Annotated in this window: 9 protein-coding genes; 4 read left to right on the plus strand and 5 right to left on the minus strand. The window is 67.0% G+C overall.

The genetic code is table 11. The features are described from left to right. Position 1: 1 nt before the first annotated feature. The 3 genes from LR394_RS35080 to LR394_RS35090 form a co-directional block, all read right to left on the minus strand. Entirely contained in the window at positions 2-874 is an 873-nt protein-coding gene (locus LR394_RS35080; protein ID WP_231448984.1) for a phosphotransferase, read from the minus strand. 317 nt (positions 875-1,191) lie between these two features. Continuing rightward, positions 1,192-2,742: a hypothetical protein gene (locus LR394_RS35085; protein ID WP_231448985.1), complete on the minus strand. Its 1,551-nt coding sequence runs from the start codon at positions 2,740-2,742 to the stop codon at positions 1,192-1,194. Positions 2,743-2,944: 202 nt separating this feature from the next. Continuing rightward, entirely contained in the window at positions 2,945-3,631 is a 687-nt protein-coding gene (locus LR394_RS35090; protein ID WP_231448986.1) for a class I SAM-dependent methyltransferase, read from the minus strand. A gap of 973 nt (positions 3,632-4,604) precedes the next feature. Between LR394_RS35090 and LR394_RS35095 the strand changes: the two genes are divergently transcribed. From LR394_RS35095 to LR394_RS35105, 3 genes are all read left to right on the plus strand, one after another. Then, positions 4,605-5,918: a tetratricopeptide repeat protein gene (locus LR394_RS35095; protein ID WP_231448987.1), complete on the plus strand. Its 1,314-nt coding sequence runs from the start codon at positions 4,605-4,607 to the stop codon at positions 5,916-5,918. A gap of 72 nt (positions 5,919-5,990) precedes the next feature. Further along, the gene (locus tag LR394_RS35100; protein ID WP_231448988.1) at positions 5,991-6,491 is read left to right on the plus strand and encodes an SAM-dependent methyltransferase; all 501 of its coding nucleotides are present in this window, start codon (positions 5,991-5,993) and stop codon (positions 6,489-6,491) included. A gap of 232 nt (positions 6,492-6,723) precedes the next feature. Continuing rightward, complete coding sequence (locus LR394_RS35105; protein WP_231448989.1) at positions 6,724-8,046, plus strand: serine hydrolase domain-containing protein; 1,323 nt, start codon at positions 6,724-6,726, stop codon at positions 8,044-8,046. Between the two features lie 22 nt (positions 8,047-8,068). On the opposite strand, the gene LR394_RS35110 is transcribed toward LR394_RS35105, so the two are convergent. Then, positions 8,069-9,286 (minus strand): helix-turn-helix domain-containing protein, encoded by a 1,218-nt coding sequence (locus LR394_RS35110; RefSeq protein WP_231448990.1) that lies wholly within the window; start codon positions 9,284-9,286, stop codon positions 8,069-8,071. A 178-nt stretch (positions 9,287-9,464) separates the two neighbouring features. Beyond that, positions 9,465-14,444, minus strand: a complete 4,980-nt coding sequence (gene mobF / locus LR394_RS35115; protein WP_231448991.1) for a MobF family relaxase — start codon at positions 14,442-14,444, stop codon at positions 9,465-9,467. A 551-nt stretch (positions 14,445-14,995) separates the two neighbouring features. Between mobF and LR394_RS35120 the strand changes: the two genes are divergently transcribed. Beyond that, a complete protein-coding gene (locus LR394_RS35120; RefSeq protein WP_231448992.1) occupies positions 14,996-15,802 on the plus strand; it encodes a hypothetical protein in 807 nt (268 codons plus the stop codon). Positions 15,803-15,864: the final 62 nt, after the last annotated feature.

Here is a 15,864-nt window from a genome sequence, read left to right on the forward strand (position 1 = left end):
GTCAGATCACCAGCCCGGGGGCGAAGATCGCGGGATTGTTCAGCATCCGCCACGGGCCGGTGACGGCGTTCGCTTCACTCAGGATGGGCAGTTCGGTGAGGCACTCCTGGAGGTACTCGGGGCCCTGGTCAGCGTTCATGATCGAGAACCCCAGACACAGCAGCTCCAGAACCTGGCCTGAGGCTTCGATCTGCTCCTGGCTCGGGCAGATACCGTCAGTTGCGGCGGTGTAGGCGTGCTGGGCAATGCGCAGCATCAGTACCGGGCGGTCGAAGCGGCGCACGGCCAGATGCAGCCAGGCGAAGTCGTCCGATCGGTTGCCCCAGCTCGCATCCTGCCAGTCGATCGCCACCGGCCCGCCCGAGGCGTTGATGCAGTTCAGCGGATGGAAATCGCGGTGGACCAGCAACGGCTGCGGATCCACGCGGATCGCTCTCATCGTGCGCTCGCGCAGCGTGAGCGCGAACTCCCTCACCAGGCCGGCATCGTCGTGGAACGGGTGACCAGGCCGGTTCAGCGCCTCCAGCATGGAATCAGCCCGAAGGCCGAAGAGAACGTTAGTGGCTCGATGATCCTCCAACAGGTCTAATGCCTCTGGCATGCAGCCAATCTGATGAAGAATGCCCAGCGTCTGTGCCCACGAGGCCACCGTCAGCGGGTCACCGGAAGCGTCCACGAAGAGGGAAACGGCTACGCAGGCGTCCCCCAGGTCGATGGGCTCCGCATGAAGCATCTGCACGACAGGATTACGGCGCCCGGCGTGGACCTCAGGGTGGCTGCCGGCGATCTGGTGCAGATGCCGAGCAACTGAGTGCTCCCATGCGAAGGCTTCTTTGGCGGCGTCGTCGGGATCCAGCAGCACCTTCACCGCCACGCCCCACGATGATCCTGACCCGACGACATCCGTCGTGGCGGGTCGGGGCTCGGGGTGGAGGGATGGGTCAGTTCTCTGGTCGGAGGTCGTATGGACGGTGGTGTGTACGACCTGCCGGTTCGGTCGGCTGGCCAAGGTGTGGCATCGCCGGATGGGCCCTTCCGGGGTCAGGCCCAGCGTGTGTAGGGCTCGGGTCACAGTCCGGACCACTCGATGGTCCGGACGCGAGAGCTCGCCAGCGTCTGCGGCTTCGAGGGTTCGTGGGGGAACCTGGAGCGTTCGGACGCGGCTGGCCGGGGCCAACGAAGCGGTGAGCGTCATCGGTGAGCCACCAAGTGACCAGTTGTGCGCTTGTCGCCTGCACCGTCTGCCGGGCGGAGCACGCGGTAGAGGTGGGTGGCGAGCTTGTGAAGGTTGGAATCCTGGAAGAGTTGCAGGCCCGTGCGGCGTACCTCGTCGTCCCCGCTGCTGATGGCTTCGGTCACCGTGGCCAGCCCCTGTGGGCGCAGCCCGTACCGGAAGCTCAGGTAAGTCGCCTCGTCGGAGAAATCCTCGTAGTAGCGGCGAGCGGGAGAGCGCAGAAGTGCCAAGACTTCCCGGGCGGCGGTTGTCGCGGCCAACGGCTGCTCCGGCCAGGATTCATGAAAACGCACTATCGGCGGAGTGACGGACCTGAGGTCGGCAAACAGGGTCGAGCGGGTGTCCCCGTGGTGCAGGGAATGATGCGCCAGGAAGGAGAGCGCGACCTCTTCGAGGGCGGCGTCGTTGCGGTTGCTCCAGTCCAGCGTGTGGACCGCAGCGCACACAGCGGGGTTTCGCCAGCGGAACGAGCCCATCTGGAAACCGTTACTGGACCAGTTCTTCAGCATCGCTGCATCAGCGCCTCGCTCAACTGACAGGCTCGGAACGTCCAGCACAGCAGCAAGATGCGTATTCGTTCCCGTCCCCGAGCCGACCGACGAGCAGATTCGCGGCGAGGCCAGCAGGCCCGCGAAACCACGCAGCCCGTGAAAATCACGATGCTCCAGGTCGAACAAGGATGCCACCCGCGGTGAATCAGCGCCGGTGCACACTGCCGAGATCATCTCGGCGTTGACATCATCGCCGTCCTTGAGAGCTGCGGCCACCAAGAACTGGTGCCCGGGGAAAAGATCGATCAGCCGGCTCAGAACCACCACATGCTCACGAGCGATCAGGCTATTGCCGACCTCCTTGGGGACGTCGGTGTCTCGAGTGAACACGTTGGAAGCCGTCGGGTTGTACACGATGACCGGCGCGTCCCCAGAAAATCTCCGGGCCAGCGCCTCCTCGACGCAGGCCCTCTCCTGCGACGTGAACAACGGAGGTAGCCAGCCAGGCAGCGATACTTCATCGTTCCACAGTTGCAGGGGCTTTTCGCTGGCCGATCCGGGGTGGGCTGCCCGGAAGTAGTTCAGATCGTCTTTGTTTCCGCGGATGGCGCTAGCACCGTGAGGACGCAACGACCAGCCGCGGTCCCAGGTGATCAGAGACGTCGATCCCGAAGGAGCAAGGACTCCGTTGCTCATGATCGAATCCGGATCGATCTCGAAAGGTCCTGGAGCAACGACCAGATCGTAAGGATCGCAGGGGTTGGGCGGATCCCGGACGTCTAAGAGTTGACCGAACCGGCCGTCGGCGTACAGGGCCAAGTAGTCCGGATGGGAGGCGAGATCGATCGTCGCCCCGGGATTCTCCTGGATCAGCGACCGCAACCAGACGGAATGGCGCAGGAAGTCGCCGAAGTACCAGCGGTCGGTGCAGTGCAGCCATAGGATTCTTGCCGCTCGCCCAGATGGGCCGCCTTGCCGGGCAGTTGCACGGATGTTCACCAGCGCCGAGCCGATCATCCCGACCTCAACCCCCTGTTCTTGACGTACAAGGCTGATGCGGGCCCTGGCGGGCCAGCTTCGTGGCGCGTTGGCGCCGGGAAGGGACCGCCCCCGTGACGGTCCCTTCCCAACGATCGTGAACCTCAGCTGCAAAGGGCTCAGCCGGTTCGGCAATGCTGAGAGAGTGTTGCTTCGCAAGGACCGCTATCTGAGCCTGACCTCAGACGGATTGCCCGTCGAAGGTGAAGGCCATGACCGGGGCCGGGCCGTCGCGCCGGTGGAAGCCGACTTCCGCCAGACGTTGCGACAGAAAATCGGGGTCGTGGGCCCAGAGATTGAGCTGGTCTCGCACGGTTGGGCCATGGGCGAAAGCCCATACCCGATGGAGTGTCAGGCGTTGCTGGCTGTCGACGTCGACCGAGGTGCGTAGCTGTACGGGGCCGTCCAGAAGGCCGGGCTTGGGCGCGAGAATGCGTCGCTCTTCGGGGACGGGCGCGGCGTGCGTCCTCGTCCCGATCAGGAGCGTAGCCCCGGGTCGTGCGTGTTCAGCGAAAACGGAACATGCGCGGTCGATGTCGATACCTTCGGGGCTCAGATGCGCGAGAGCGTCGCCGAGGCAGACGATGATGTCGTAGGAGCGATGCAGGTGTACCGATCGGAGGTCGGCGACGTGGTAGACCGCCTCGGGATATTCGTGTTCGGCATATTCGATGAGCTGGGGCTGCCAGTCGACTCCTGTGCAGCGAACGGTCGGCAGGGCGACGGCTAGTGCTCCGACGAGGCGGCCGGTACCGCAACCAAGGTCCAGGACGTCCACTCGTCCCCGTTCGGCGTCACGGCTGACCGGATGAGCGAACTCTGCAACCAGGGCGGCCTGTTCTGCGGCAGAGCCCATCAGTTCATCCATCAACGCCGGCCACCGAAAGAGAAGGCTTCCCTGGCGCAGCCTCTCCGCTCCCGGCGTCGGGGCGGCAGATTCACTCTTAGTTCCCAGCACCAGGTTTCCTTTCATGCGTGAGGATTAAACATTTGCTGGAACGCGGCGTCTCGATCGGCCCGTGCGCCGGAACGGGTGGAGGGTGTCGGCGGGTGACTGTCACCCGTCCCGGCGCTTCTAGGGGACCCACGGCAGGCGAGAAAGACGATGTGCCCGGCGTGGATCCGGTCTTCGGGCCAGTGAGCGGCTCGATGCCCACTGCCTGGCAATTCCTTTCGGTCACTTGGTCCAAGAGCATGGTTCTGGTGGCCCCGGGCTGCGCAGCAGCGCAGGTCTGCCACGTGGCCCGGGGCGGTCGTGCGCTCGGTGCTGCTCCGGATGAGCGGCAGCGCTGGTACGGATCGTTCCGGATCAGCAACGAGCTGACTTGGGACGGAACGCGTTCAGTACGCGCCCGATCGGTGTGGAAAGCAATGTCTACAGGTTCATTTGAGTCTCACCGTTGACCTTGAACAAGGTGCCGGATGCGGACGAGGTTGGCTGTCCGCATGGCCCCTGTACGTGAGCCCCGCCAGACCTGCAGCTCTGACGCAGCCAAGGTCGTCGCGAACAAGGGGTCCTGCCCATCGCCCACGCCGTGTTTCGTCCTGGCGCGGGAGGTAGGCATGGTCGGCTCCCTGTCAACGGCTGAGGGGCAGGCCAGCCCCGGCGGCGCTCAGGGGCCGGAGTGCTGGATTGCGGCTCCTTGCCCTGTGCGAGATCAGCCAACCCTGTGTGAGGTCATCTGGGTATGCTTTGCGCCCATTCAGCATGGTGAACGTGGTGAAAGATCATCCAGCGACCGGGGGCGGCGATGGCGGACAGGTCGACGAACGTACTGCTCGCTGCACTCATAGCCGAAAGCCGACTCTCTCACGCCGGCTTGGCGCGTGCGGTGGTTCGAGTGGCCTTGGAGATGGACGCTCCAGAGCTGGCAGGCGTCGGACGCTCCCACGTCTCTCACTGGGTCGCCGGAACTCAACCATCAGGACGGGCCCCAACGGTTCTGGCCGAAGCGCTCTCACGGCAGCTGGGCCGTACGATCACCGTCGACGACCTTGGCCTGACGTCCGACCGGCAGAAGGCGACGGGTCTACTCGCGGCCTCCAGCCTGGATTGGGGCGTTGATACGCTGACCGCGCTGGCCGACCTCAGGAGAGACGACGTGAATCTGCAACGCCGTCAGGTCCTGGGTGCTGCGGCGTTCTCGGTGGCTGCCCTGGCTCTTCCGGAGGAAGCCTGGTGGCAGCGCATGGGCGCACGTACCCGCGCTTCGAACGGCTCGCTCAGTGTGGGGCCCGCCGACGTCGAGGCGGTCCGCGAGATGATCTCCATGTTCTCGAGGATGGATCAGCGGCGAGGCGGAATACATGCCCGCAGCGCCGCGCACCGGTACCTGACCAGCGATGTCGAGATGTACCTGCACGGAACTTTCCGCAGCGACCAGATGCGCCGCGATCTGTTCAGCGCGGCCAGTGAGCTCGCCTATCTGATCGGCTGGATGGCCTTCGACAGCGCCGAGCACGGGCAGGCCCAACGGTTCTTCTCCGTCGCCGTCAAGCTCGCCGCAGAAGCCGACGACCCAGCGATGGCCGGTCATGTCCTTCGAGCCATGGCTCATCAGGCCGTGGACCTGGGGCACCATCGACAGGCCGTCGAACTGTCCACCGCGTCGATCACTGGAGACCGGTACACCCAGGCCACACCACGCGAGCGCGCGCTGCTGGGCGTCGTCCAGGCCCGAGCCCTGGCCTCGGACGGACAGCCCGCAGAAGCTGCCAAGGCTCTCTTGCAAGCCTCCAACGATCTTCGTTCCGCGGAGCCGGGAGACCTTGAACCGAGCCGGGTCTTCTTCTTCGGCGAAGCGAGCCTTGCTCATGAGACGGCTTGCACGCTGCGTGACCTCGGCGATCATGAGGGTGCGATTGAGGCGTTCGACCACAGCGTCAAGACCCGCAAGGCCGTGACGTTCACTAGCACCCACGCAGTGACTCTCGGCTACCTGGGCGAGGTCTATTTACGACGAGGCGACGTCGATCAAGCCTGCGCCACCTGGTCGCAATCGTTGACCGCGATGGACGGTGTCCGATCAGGGAGAACCCGCCAAGTCGCCACCAACATGCGAAGCCTCCTGGTCCCTCTGCAACGGCGCAACGTGCGCGCGACCAGCGACATCATCACCAGGGCCGACGCCTACCTGCGCCAGAGCCCTGCCTGATCCGCCCGATCCTCTTCCCGCCTGACGACCGGAACCGCCGCACCTCGCGACAGCAAGGGAGCCGAAGTAGCCATGGACGAGACCTTCGAGGTTGTCCCGATCGCCCGAGTGGTCGGCGGACGGGTCGAGCCCACCGACGACTACTGGGGTGGGACCACTTCCATCATCCGCATCGATGCGGACCGCTTCTCCTCGGAAGCCACCGCCGGCCTGGACAGCTTCTCCCACCTCGAGGTTGTCTTCCGCTTCCACCTCACCGATCCCACGGATCTGCATCTGGGCGCGCGGCGTCCACGAGACAATCCGGACTGGCCCGAGGTCGGCATCTTCGGTCACCGGAACATGCGTCGACTCAACTGGCTCGGTGTCTCACGCTGCCGGCTGCTCAAGGTCGACGGGCTCGATCTGCACGTCGAAGACCTCGACGCCGTCGACGGCACCCCGGTCCTCGACATCAAACCCTGGTTCCAGGAAATGGGCCCCCGCGGCGATCAGCACCAGGCCGCCTGGACCAGCGACATGCTCCAGCTCTATTTCGCCCCGTCCACCGACGATCCCCACCGGCACCCGTGACGCCAACATCCAGCCCGGTCATCGCCTCCAGCGACCAACGGCACCGGCACACTTATCGTCGAGACACGAAATAGGCCTTCTGCAGCAGGTTTAGAGATCGGGCCGAAGTCCGTGGTGGCTGGATGCGGACCTGCCTCGTTGTCCGCATCCCTCTCGCCTGGCTCTTGGCCATGGACCGTGACGGACCGGGACGCGGCTGGCAGGCTGGCCCCATGACCGCTGGAGATCAGGCATGAGTGCTGCATTCGACGAGTACCTGCGCAGCCGCATGAACGAGGTACTCACCCAGCAGCGTCCACCCGCCTTGGCGCTGGGAGTCGCCCGGCCTGGAGGTGAGCTGCACCTAGTCAGCGGTGGGGTTGCCGACATCGACTCCGGGCAGCTGATGGAAGCCGAGACCGCTTTTCGGATCGGTTCGGTCACCAAGACGTTCACCGCCGCGCTCACGCTGCTGCTGGCCGAGCGCGGGCACTTGAGCCTGGATAAGCCGGTGGAGGAATACCTTCCCGGCACGGCGGTCGGCCGACCGTTGATCCGTCAGCTTCTGTCGCACAGCAGCGGCCTGCAGCGGGAGGCCCCGCACCCGATGTGGGCCTCGATGCAGGGTCCGGACCGTGCGGAGTTCCTGGAGTTGCTGGCCCGGGCTGAGTTCGTGGACGAGCCCGGGGTCAGGTGGGCGTACTCGAATCTGGGGTACGCGGTGCTGGGACAGGTCATCGCCGCAGTAACGGGCCAGACCTGTGAGGACCTGATCGATCACGAACTCCTCAAGCCGCTAGGACTGAACAGCACCACCTGGCAGCCGACCGGCCAGGCCGCCGCCGGCTACCGCCTGGACCCCTACCAGCACCGGGTCCTTCCCGAGCCGGTCATGGATCAGGGAGTGATCGGTGTCGGCGGCCAACTCTGGAGCACCATCACCGACCTCTTGACCTGGGGCGACGCCCTGATGGGCGGGGCGCCGGAGGTGATCCCGGCGAGCGTGGTCGAGGCGATGCATCGCCCTCAGGTCATGGTCGATCAGCGGTCGTGGACCCAGGGCTGGGGGCTGGGCCTGATCCTCAATCGCCGCGAGGGCACGGTGCTGTCCGGCCATACGGGTGCCATGCCTGGTTTCCTGGCCTCGATGACGTTGGACCGCCAATCTCGAACGGTGGTCGTCGCGTTGGCCAACGTCACTCGGGGCGTGCGGCTGGGCGAGTTGACCGTCGAGATTCTCGAAGAGCTCGCTCGCACGACCCCGAGCTCTAGCGTTGTCGAGACTGTTGACGCCTCGGGCAGGTCCTCCTGCCCGGCGGAGCTTGTGGGGGTCCTCGGACGCTGGTGGTCGGAATCCGAGGAGACGGTCTTCACTTGGCGCAGTGACGCCCTGCACGCCCACCTAGCTGAGACTGAGTGCTCATCCGTCACCCGATTCGACCGGACAGCTGCGGATGAGTACCGCGCTGTGGAGGGCCGGGCCCAGGGCGAACGTCTCCTCGTCCGACGTGATAGCGCGGGCGCTGTTCAGACTTTGGAATGGGCGACCTACCCGTACAGCAGAGACCCGATGTAGGCAGATCGACGTTGCGGCGGGGTCAGGCTGCGTGGGCGGCGATGCGCGCTTGTAGGTGCTTGACCTGGCGCGTGTCGCGCCAGGGCGTGAGGTTGTTGAGGCTGTTGGCCAGTCGGTGCTTGAGCCGGATCGATGAGGTTCCGGTTGCTGCTCGCCAGGCGTTGAACAGGTCGTCGCAGGCGGCGTCCAGTTCCGTCTGAGCGAGGTGCGCGTCGCTGCGGTCGAGCTGCCAGATGACGCGGTTGCGCACGAACAGATCGTTGGCGGTTTCGTCCTGCCGGGTCAGGGAGGTGATGGCAGCGGCCGGCGAGCGCAGATCCAGGAGACAGCTCCCGGCGTGACCAGCGAGCGCGGCTTCGTCGAACACGGACAGCCAGTCCGGATCCGGGCTGCTCGAAGCACCCGAGAGCGCCAATTGCAGCTCGGTGGCTGCGAGATCGAGCATCGTTCGGCAGGACTGTTCCTCGCCGAGTTTGGCCTCGATCCGGGCGGCGATAGTGATCACGAACGCGGTCAGACGGTGGTTGCCGCTCCGGCGGGCGTGCGCCAGCGCTTGAGCTCCTTGTTCTCGGGCGAGGGGTAGGTGCCCGTGGCTGGCGGTCATGAAGGCATGGCTCGGTCCGAGAACGTAGGCGGTCAGAGCGTCCTGGTCGGCCTCTTGGGCCAGAGCCCGGGCTCGGGTGAAGGACGTTTCTGCAGGGGCCAGTTCTCCGCGGTCGAAGTGCATCCAACCCGCGAGCTGGTGGATCTCGGCGACGACGGCCAGCGCTGAACGTCGTTCGGAAGGGATTGCGGCGCTGTCCAGGATCGCATCGGCGACCTGCAGTTGGGCTCGCACGATCGCCAGGGCCGGGCCGGATCCCAGAGCGTGATCGACCTGCCGGAGCCCACGCAGCATGTCCCGCAGGCCCTCGATCGCCGGGGCAACGGCTGCACGTCCCCGCGGCATTGCGAAGGGGAAGTCGCCAGGGAACAGAGAGTCCCCGGACAGCCCGGTGGCCGGTGCTGCGCGGCTCAGGGAGCCGTTGGCGCCCAAGGCAGCATCGAGTGCTTCGACGAGTTCCGGGGTTGCCCGGCGCTGGGCTTTCTCGATCTTGCCGAGCATGTCGCCGCCGGTGTGCACCATGCGCCCCAGCTGCGCCAGGGACAGGCGCTGCTGGGTGCGGAGCTGGCGCAGTTGAGCACCGAAGTAGGCCGCGCTGGAGACTGAGGGGTCCAGATCCGCCGGTCGCTGTCCCATCCCCGTACCCCGATCCTTCAGGTCTGACGGCCTGTCCCGTTCCGTGACGCTGAAGTCTTCGCTCAGCCCCGGGACACTCAGGTGTCAGACGTTGCAGGTAGCGCGTTCGCAAGCAGAACTTCGTGTCAGCTTAGCTAGCGGGTGATGCGCTCAGATGACGAAACCCGTTCAGCTGCCATTACCAACGGGGCTGGTTGGTGCGGTGCCGCTGTGGATCTGCGGGCCTGACGAATGGGGCGGGTACGGGGGCCGTGGTGGGGTTCGTCGTGGGGCGGGTCTGCTGTGCGGGTGTCCTTTCTCCGGCCGGGGTCTGGGTCGGGCGAGGTTTGCGAGCGCGGTCAGGACGGGGTGCGGTCGCTCGCCGGCTGCGCTGGTCTGCACCGGCCGTAGTGGTGGTGCTTGCGCTGTCGGTGGGGGTGGTGAGGTGGCCACGTTCACGCAGGGTCCGGTGAAGTTGTGCAGTGTGAGCGGTGTGCAGGAGTGCGGTGTCGAGTTCTCCGATGGCGGTGTTCTGGGGGTCGGGGCCGATGTGCAGGGTGCCGAGTTGGGCGACGACTCCGGTGGCGACGTAGCGGCGCTCGGCTTCGGGAAGCGCGCGGTAGATCTCGGCTGCGGTCAGGCGGCCGCTGTGCGGATCAAGAGCGCCGGAACGGGGTTTCCTGGTGCCGCTTTCGGCGGGTGGTGTCTGGGTGTTGTGGTGTGCGATCTGGTGGGCGGTGAGGGCTGCGTGGGCGGCTTGCCAGTAGGCGTGGTGGTGCGGGTGCGTGGTCTCCAGGTAGGGGCCCAGGGGCCGGGCGAGGTCGTCGTCGGGGATCTGGTGCTGGTCGCGGAAGGCGGCCACGACGGCGACCTGGTTGAGCCAGGTGCTGCGCTGGATGAGGTCGTCGGGTGGTGTTCCGAGGGTGGTGAGCCATTCGGGATGGGCGCTGAGGGTGTGCTCGGCGAGCTGGTGGAACCGGGCGCGGATCTGTTCGGCGGCCTCGTGAATGTAGGGATCGCTTGTGCGTGCTGTGGGTGTCCAGGGTGGTAGGCGGGGCTTGGCGGGAGTGAGCTGGGTGTGGGTGGTGTCGTAGCGGCGCACGTGGGTGATCAGGTCTTGCAGGGTTGCCGAGCGGCCGTTGGTCGGGGTGCTGGTGGGCAGGATCTGGGTGATGTCGGTGCCCTGGACTTCCTGAGCTTTGAGGAGCCAGGCCAGGCTCGTCCAGGCCTCGCCAGCATCGTGGGTCTGCTGGGGTTGGGCTGTGCCCGTGACTGGTCGGATGTCGGTGCTTCCGGCAGGTGCCGGGGACGGTGCGGGGTGGTTGCGGGTGTAGTCGATCAGACGCCAGGTCAGGACGCTGCTGATGCTCCGGGCGTTGGTGAGTTCACGGCGACTGGCGACCTGGCGTAGGAGCTCGGCGGGGTTGTGCCCGGCGTCGTCGAGACGCCGCAGGGTGTTCTGCAGGGCGGGCCAGGCGGTCTCGGTGGTGGCCTTCTGAGCCAGGCGGGAACCGATGACAGGGCCGAGCAGTCCGCTGTAGACGGTGCGGCTGGCCACCGGCTCGGGGCGCTGGATAGGCGCGAAAGTGCCAGCTTCGGTGGGGTGGTTGAGTGCGTGGGCGGGGTCGGGGCGGGTTCCGGTGATGGCGGCGATGAGGTGTGCGTATCGGGTGCTGTCGTCGGGGGTGGGCTGGGCGATCGGGGCGGGCGCGTAGTGCCGGGTGGTGAGGGTGGCGATCCGGTCAGCCAGGACCTGCGCGCGGGTGGGGCCGGCCGGGGCCAGGCAAGCAGGTACATGCTGGTCCTTGCCGCCGAGGGTGGGGCTGGGGACGGTCGGGACGTCGTTCCACAGGTCCTCGGTGGTGATGGTTTTCAGGACGTGGCGGGGGTCCCATCCGTCGCGGGTGGCGGTGTGCAGGGCGCGGGCGATGTCGGGCCAGGCCGGGTCGTTCAGGAGCGTTGTCGCGGCTGGCTGGTCGAGGATCTGGGTGAGGATGCGGCGGTGTTCGGCGGCGTTGGCGCGTTCGACGGCGTGGACGTAGCGCGGCATCAACGTGGCGAGCGATTCGCTGTCGGCGAGGGCATCGCGGATGGTCTGGGTGGCGGAGCGTTCGGCGCCTTCGGCGTTCAGGACGGTGTGGAGGACTTCGAGGGCGGCGCGGGCGTTGGGGTCGTGGGCGGCGGCGTCGGTGCGGGCGTCTTCGTCCACCGGGAGGAGGTGGTGGGTGGCGACGTAGAGGTGGCTTTCGGTGGTGGCGCGGGTGAGTGCGACGTACAGGTGCTCGCGCAGCATCCCGGCCCCGATCAGGGTGTGCGCGGTGTCGACGGTGGAGCCCTGGGTGCGGTGCACCGTACTGGCGTAGAGGAGCTCGACGTGCTCGCTCACGTAGGCCGCGGGCAGTCGAAGCTGTCCGCCGTGCTCGAGGTGGCGGACCTGGAGCGAGCCGTCATCGTGGCGGTGAAGAACGTGCCAGGTGTCGCCGTTGCGAACGAAGTCCCGGCCCTGATTCAAGCTCAGTCGGCGCTGGTTGTGGCGGGTGACGATCCAGTCCCCGGTGCCGGCGGTGTTCCCGTCGTGCAGGGTGACGCCGTCTGGTTCGACGTGGCCGGCGGTGACGCGGTCGGCGCGGGCTCGGGCGGCGAGGGTGGTGACGTCGGCGTTGTTCGCCGCGGTCATCACGGAGATCTTCCCGGCCTGCACATCGGCCCACCATCCGGCGTAGGTGGCGTCGGTCATGGCCTGGATCGAGCCGCCCTTGATCCGCTCATGCTGCTCGTAGAAGCCCAGTCCGGCGGTGTCGCCGGTGCGGAGCTGGAGGGTGGCGTCGGCTTCGGCGGGGTTGCGGAAGCGGTGCAGCGTGGACAGTTCGACGGCTCCGGCATCGGAGGCGATGAGCCTGAGGGCGCCGCCGGATTCGACGGCGGACAGCTGCCGGTAGTCACCGATCAGCCGCACGCTCGCGCCGTGATGGGCGGCGATCTCGGTGATCCGGTCCAGTGCGAAAGTTCCTGCCATTCCGGCCTCGTCGATGAGGATCACGTCCCCGGTGCGGACGGCGAGTCGGCGGATGTTCTCGGGCAGGTTCTCGGTGCGACCTGCCGCGAGTTCGGCGCTGTGGGGGCCGTTCAGGTGTTCGTGGAGAAACTTGGCGAGGTTTTCGGCTGGGGTGTTCAGGTCGTCGCCGAGCACGGCCGCGGCGGCGGCTGAGGGGGCGAGTGGGATGAGGCGGCGTTGCTGGGCGGTGAGGGTGTGCTGGTAGGCGATCATGGCGGTGGTCTTGCCGGTTCCGGCGGCTCCGATCCCGACCACGAGCATCCGCTGATCGCTCGCGAACGCCGCGACCAGGGCCCGCTGCCCAGCATCCAGACTCCGTCCGGAAACGGCTTCGAACCCGTCGAGCGTCGCGTTCACCCACTCCACGGACGGCACGGGACGCGGCCCGGTACCGAGAGCAGCCTGGGCGGGGATGCTCGGGCCTGTCTTGGCGGCGTTGAGCAAGCGCTGTTCGGCGTCCAGGAGGGCCTGGCTGGTGTAGCGGCCGGCGGCGTGCTGCACGAACACCGACGTTCCGTCCGAGCGCTGAAGGCTGGCCGGTTCGGCCAGCAGCGCGGGCGCTTCGACGTTGATGCTCTGCGCCGGAGACGTAGCGGCCGCGACCACGGCGCTCACCGCAGTTTGGTGGTCGGCCAGGCTCCTGACCACGACAGTAGTCGGTTCAGTTCCGTCTTCCTGGGCGGTGATTCCGGTGATCGGCTGGTGCTGTGCGGCGGCGACCTTGACGACCCGTTCGGCTTCGGCGCGCAGGTTCCAGACGGTCCAGGTGGAGCGCTTCTCGCCCACGTTCGCCACGACCCGTGCGGCCAGCTCATGGACCGAAATCGCCTGCACCGCCGGCTTGGCGGGGATCGCGGTGTTGGGGTTGGGGACGGCGGCCATGAGTTGCTGGATGGCGTGGGAGCCGTGGCGGGTGAGGGCCTGCTGCGTCCAGGTGGTGCGCATCGCGGACAGGGAGCGGGGTGCCTTCTTTCCTTGCCTGGTGTCGAGGTTGGCCTGTCGTGCGAGCTTGTGTGCGACGGCGGCTGAGGGGTCGTGTCCGTGCTGGTGCCGGTAGGCGCTGGTGAGTTCTTCGTAGCGAGCGGTGAGCGCGCTGCGGCGGCGGGAGAAGTCCTTGATCAGGGCGGGGCTGATCCCGGCGATCTCGTAGACGGGTTGCTTGCCGCGGCCCATGTTCTTGGCCTCGAACCGGACGCCGGTCCGGGCGGTGACGGCGATCTGGAACGCGGTGTTGTAGTGCTCGGACGCCGCAACGGTGAGTCGGTACAGGGCGCGGCCGTCGAGGGTTCGCCAGATTCCGTCGATGCCCTGGACCTTGTTCGAAAGAGCGACGTGGGTGTGGGGGTTGGGGTCGCCGTCGCGGGAGTCCCAGTGATCGAAGGAGACGCCGACCAGGCCGCGGGTTTCGATCTGGGCGATGCCGTTGGTGCCGGTCCGGGTGAACGCGGCATGCTGCTCCAGCATGGCCAGGGTCGCGTCTTTGGCTTCGTGATGGGCAGCAATGACCGCGTCCTGAACCCACTTACGTTCGTCCAGGGCCCAGAGCAGCGCGGCGGATTTCACGGGGGCGAAGACGAGGTCGTAGCCGGCGACGGAGCCGTGCTGGCGGCGGGCTTCCTCGGCCCTGATCCGCTTTTCCTCGGCCGGGGTCGGGATGCGGCCGGTCTCGTCGATGATCTGGGCCAAGCGCTCACCGACGCGTTCGGCGAACGGCGGCAGCGCCTTGTACGCGGCGAACGGGCGCCCAAGCGTGACCGACCGTAGGGCGTCGGAGTTGACCTTCTCAATCTCGGCTGGGCTCATCCCAGCGGTGATGTGGGCTCGTTGGTAGGCGGCGATTCTCGCGTCGGCCTCGGGGTGCAGTCCCAGCCCGAACAGGGCCTTCATGTGCTCGGCTTCCACCACCCGGACGCTGTGCCCTTCGCGGGGGTTGAGGCCGAGCAGATGGCGCCCTCGCCCGATCCAGATACCGGGCGGGTTGCCCTCGGCGGTGTAGTAGGCGCTGGGGTCCTGGCCAGGCTGAGGATTGGCCTGAGGGTTGGCGGGCGTGGCGTTCGGGAGGATGGCGATGTCGCGCATCAGGTACTGGTAGCCGTCCCCGGCGGTCAGTTTCGCGATCGTCATCACCACGCCAACCACCCCCGCCTCTGCGCCTTGAGAGAGCGAGGAGTGAACGGGCCTGCCGTGCGGCCGGCTCCACCACCACGCGCATCGTGGAGCTGAATCGAGGATCGTTTCTGGTCTGGTCGTGTGGGCTGGTGGTGGGCCGCGCGCACAGCGGTCAGGCCCCCGGCCTGACCGTTAAGGACTGAGAGTGGGAGCCGCCGAGGCTCACGGGTCAAGAGCGGCCCGAAGGGTCGTCCCGCCAGGGACCGAAGGCTCTTGAGGCGTGAGAAGCGGCCCCCACAAGCTGCGCGGCCCACCACCAGACCACCCACCAAAACCTGCACCACACAGGTCGTTCGAGCAGACCGCACACGGTGACGGACGCCGCCGGACGCAACTGAACCCCAACGGTCCACCGCGTTCCCTGGCGTCACGAAATGGCCTCTCTGTCAATGTCTTTGATGGGTCTAGGTTCTCGGGTCGGGACTGCTCATGCAAGAGGTGTCGGAGGTTTTCCTGCTCTGACTGGAAGGTGATTGGCTGGAAGGTGGGCTGGCATCGATCGCCGGATGGCGATCGTGTCGCCGGCCTGGCTGGCGGCTGAGTCATGTGCGGTGCAGGTCGAGAAGTGCTGCACCTCGCGCGCTCTGGTCTGGGCGTCGTTGCGGATGGGGCGAAGTCGTGTGATCGGGGACGTGATTTCCTGGCGAGTGCCTGTGGCGTGGATGGTGCTGGGCATGACGACATCGCAGAAAGCGCAGACCGGTTCGGGAACGCAGCCGAACACGCAGGCACAGGGCGAGCAGAAAACGACCGAGCAGAAGCAGGCCGGGCAGAGCGCGTCGGCGGCCTCGGCGCCCGAGACGAACGGTCGCAAGGGTGGGCGCCGGGGAACGGTGAAGATGGCGGCGCTGCGCAAGGCGCGGGCAGTGAAGATGGCCCGGGACACCCGCGTCATGGAACGCGAAGCCTCCGTGGAGGCAGCGCTCACGGGCTTCTACCAGGCGCAGGGGGAGAGTGAGGAGATCATGCGGGCAGCGACCGAACGCGCGCAGCAGATCGTGGCGCAGGCGCAGGAACGTTGCGCGGCGCCGCGCCACGACATGGAACTGGCGGTTGCGCGGCTGCACGAGCTCGGCGAAACGGCCGTCAGTCTGCGGGAGCTGACGGGCTTGGGCGCGGTGGCGTTGCGCGAGATCCTGGAGGCCCACACTGACGGGCGGCGCCTGAGCGGTCCCCGCCGCCATCGCCGTCTTACTGCATCGTCCAGCCAGCAGACGGCCTGCCCCACCGCCCCCGACTCATCGGACTTCGCGGCCTCTGCGGATTCACTGCGCTCATCGGGAAACACTGGGTCCGAGCCAACGACGGCATGACGACCACCAACGCGCAGCGGCCGAAGAATGTGTTTCGTAGCGCGTTGATCGACCAGGACGGC

The organism is Kineosporia babensis (assembly GCF_021129305.1).
In the GTDB taxonomy this organism is placed as follows: Bacteria; Actinomycetota; Actinomycetes; order Actinomycetales; family Kineosporiaceae; genus Kineosporia; species Kineosporia babensis.

Coding starts and splice junctions, on each gene's coding strand:
- LR394_RS35120 (WP_231448992.1), top strand. CDS start 14,996: ATGGCGATCGTGTCGCCGGCCTGGCTGGCGGCTGAGTCATGTGCGGTG.
- LR394_RS35110 (WP_231448990.1), bottom strand. CDS start 9,286: ATGGGACAGCGACCGGCGGATCTGGACCCCTCAGTCTCCAGCGCGGCC.
- LR394_RS35100 (WP_231448988.1), top strand. CDS start 5,991: ATGGACGAGACCTTCGAGGTTGTCCCGATCGCCCGAGTGGTCGGCGGA.
- LR394_RS35105 (WP_231448989.1), top strand. CDS start 6,724: ATGAGTGCTGCATTCGACGAGTACCTGCGCAGCCGCATGAACGAGGTA.
- mobF (WP_231448991.1), bottom strand. CDS start 14,444: ATGACGATCGCGAAACTGACCGCCGGGGACGGCTACCAGTACCTGATG.
- LR394_RS35090 (WP_231448986.1), bottom strand. CDS start 3,631: ATGGATGAACTGATGGGCTCTGCCGCAGAACAGGCCGCCCTGGTTGCA.
- LR394_RS35085 (WP_231448985.1), bottom strand. CDS start 2,742: ATGATCGGCTCGGCGCTGGTGAACATCCGTGCAACTGCCCGGCAAGGC.